2 protein-coding genes are annotated in these 2,411 nt (G+C 57.4%); both read left to right on the forward strand.

Annotation, left to right across the window (positions count from 1 at the left end; all coding sequences use genetic code 11):
• Positions 1-119 precede the first annotated feature (119 nt).
• Positions 120-971, forward strand: a complete 852-nt coding sequence (locus ACFOZ5_RS13495; RefSeq protein WP_379888171.1) for a tyrosine-type recombinase/integrase — start codon at positions 120-122, stop codon at positions 969-971.
• Complete coding sequence (locus ACFOZ5_RS13500) at positions 971-2,092, forward strand: IS91 family transposase (RefSeq protein ID WP_379888173.1); 1,122 nt, start codon at positions 971-973, stop codon at positions 2,090-2,092. Before ACFOZ5_RS13495 ends, ACFOZ5_RS13500 begins: the two co-directional genes overlap by 1 nt.
• Positions 2,093-2,411: the final 319 nt, after the last annotated feature.

Genomic DNA, 2,411 nt, shown 5'->3' on the forward strand with positions numbered 1-2,411 from the left:
CTGTTGAACTAAACCGCTTCGCGGTAGCGAGCGGACCGGTGGATTCCCCGCGAGATCCGGTGAACTGACGGATACTTTTGGTTAGCCCAAGTGGGCTGATCAGAAGAGGAGAATTCGTCATGACACCGTTACGTCAGACCATGATCCAGGCCATGTGCCAACATGGCTTTTCCCCCCGAACCCAGCAAAGTTATCTCTATGTGGTCACCGAGCTGGCTCGGTACTACCGGCGCTCGCCGGATCAACTGCAAGTCGATGACCTGCAGGTCTATTTCAACTACCTGGTTCAGGAGCGCGCCCTGTCACCGGCCAGTTGTCGCCTTTACCTCCACGGTATCCGATTTTTGTACCTGCAAGTACTGCACTGGCCGAACTTTGATGTAACGCTGGTATTACCCAAGCGCCCCCAGCGCATTCCGGAATTGCTGACCCGCCAGGAAGTCACTCGCCTGCTATCGGTGGTCTCCAATCCGAAGCATCAGGCGTTGTTATCTATCATCTATGGCTGTGGCCTGCGAGTCAGTGAAGCCGTGGCGTTGCAGGTGAAGGATGTTGATGGCGAGCGTCACCTGCTTCGGGTTGATCAGGGCAAGGGAGCCAAGGATCGGATGGTGCCCCTGGCACCAGGACTGCTCCAGGTGCTTCGTCAGTATTGGCGGGCTCGTCGCCCTATGCCTTGGTTATTCCCCAGTGATTTGCTGCCGGATCGGCACCTTCATATCACCACGCCTCAGAAGATTTACCATCAGGCCAAGAGCGCCAGTGGTATTCAGAAACGCGGCGGCATTCATGCCTTGCGCCATGCCTACGCCACCCATCAGCTAGAACAGGGCGTTCCCCTCCATGAGCTGCAACGGCTGCTGGGGCATAGCGATCTGCGCAGCACACAACGGTATCTGCATTGGCTGCCGGGCGTGACACCCCAGAACTGTGGACCTGTCGACCTGATTGCAGGTCTGGGAGGTGGGTGATGGCCAGTTCACTAACCGTTCAGACCATTCTGGATCAGTTTCTCCCCGATGAGCCACTGGACGGCCATCGCCGCAAGGTCTGTGCCCGGTTAACCGGGTGCCGGACGGCCCGCATGGGCGGCATGGAGATGCAGTGTGATCACTGCAAGGCACGCTCCGTCTGTTATTACGGCTGTCGGGACCGACATTGCCCGCAATGCCAGGGCCGCGCCAGCCAGCGGTGGAGCGACCGCCAACGGGCGTTGTTGTTGCCAGTGTCATACTTCCATGTGGTGTTTACACTGCCTCACACCCTGAATGGTTGGGTGCAGTTGCACCCGGACGTGCTTTACCGCCGCCTCTTCGAGGCTGTCTGGAACACACTCAACCAATTCGGCCGCAATACGCGGCATCTGCAGGGCGAACTGGGAATGACGGCGGTGCTGCATACCTGGGGGCAGAACCTGAGTCGCCATGTTCATGTGCATTGCCTGATCCCGGGAGGTGTACTGACAGGCAGTGGTGAATGGCACAAGGCAAAAAGCCATTACCTGTTCCCGGTACGGGCATTATCGCGGCGCTTTCGGGGGCGAATGGCGTCGTTGTTGAGAGTATCGGCGAACGCCGGTGAACTGTATCGGGTAACCAACAGCGGTGAGGTTGATGGCGTGCTCAACGGCCTGATGCAACAGGAGTGGGTTGTCTATACCCGACACTGCCTGAACCAGGCCGATACGGTTGTCGATTATCTCGCTCGCTACACTCACCGAATTGCCATCAGTAACGGACGGTTGTTGTCGATGGAGGGCGACCGGGTCTCATTCCGATACAAGGATTACCGGGATCATGGGCGGCTAAAGACCCAATGGCTGGAAGGACAGGAGTTCGTGAGACGGTTCCTGATGCATATTCTGCCTAAAGGGTTCATGCGCATCCGCCACTTTGGTTACCTGAGCAACCGAACGCGACGACAAAAACTGGCCGTCATCCGACAGTGCCTGTTGCAGCCACCCCAACCAGAATCAAACCGAGTGAACCAGGAACCGCCTCGTTGTTGGCCTTGCCTGCGCTGCGATGATGGTCTGGTTCACATGGTTCGTCAGATCCCGCGCTTCAGACTAGCGGCCGTGCCGCCTGGCTAGCCTTCCCGCAGTTCCTGATCTGGCGGGTGAGCGTTTACAGTTCCTTGTGAGCTGGGCCCACATGCAGCCCAAGACTGGAAAAAGCCATAGCTGCGGGGTAATCTGGCTCAAACCATAATAAGGAAGCAGCCCATGACGGATATAACGCGGCGGATGATTACTGGTGCTGACGCCCTTCAGCGACCAACCTCACCGTTCCGAGCCCTGCCTCCCGATTACTTTACCCTTATACGTCGCCCGATAGCTTCGGTGCCGGCGGCTTAGTCCAACAGACATTTAAAGGTCATGCTGCGCACGACCATTAAATGCTTAGGTGTTA

The organism is Marinobacter lacisalsi (genome assembly GCF_042651045.1).
GTDB classification, from domain to species: Bacteria; Pseudomonadota; Gammaproteobacteria; order Pseudomonadales; family Oleiphilaceae; genus Marinobacter; species Marinobacter lacisalsi.

Coding starts and splice junctions, on each gene's coding strand:
- ACFOZ5_RS13495 (WP_379888171.1), top strand. CDS start 120: ATGACACCGTTACGTCAGACCATGATCCAGGCCATGTGCCAACATGGC.
- ACFOZ5_RS13500 (WP_379888173.1), top strand. CDS start 971: ATGGCCAGTTCACTAACCGTTCAGACCATTCTGGATCAGTTTCTCCCC.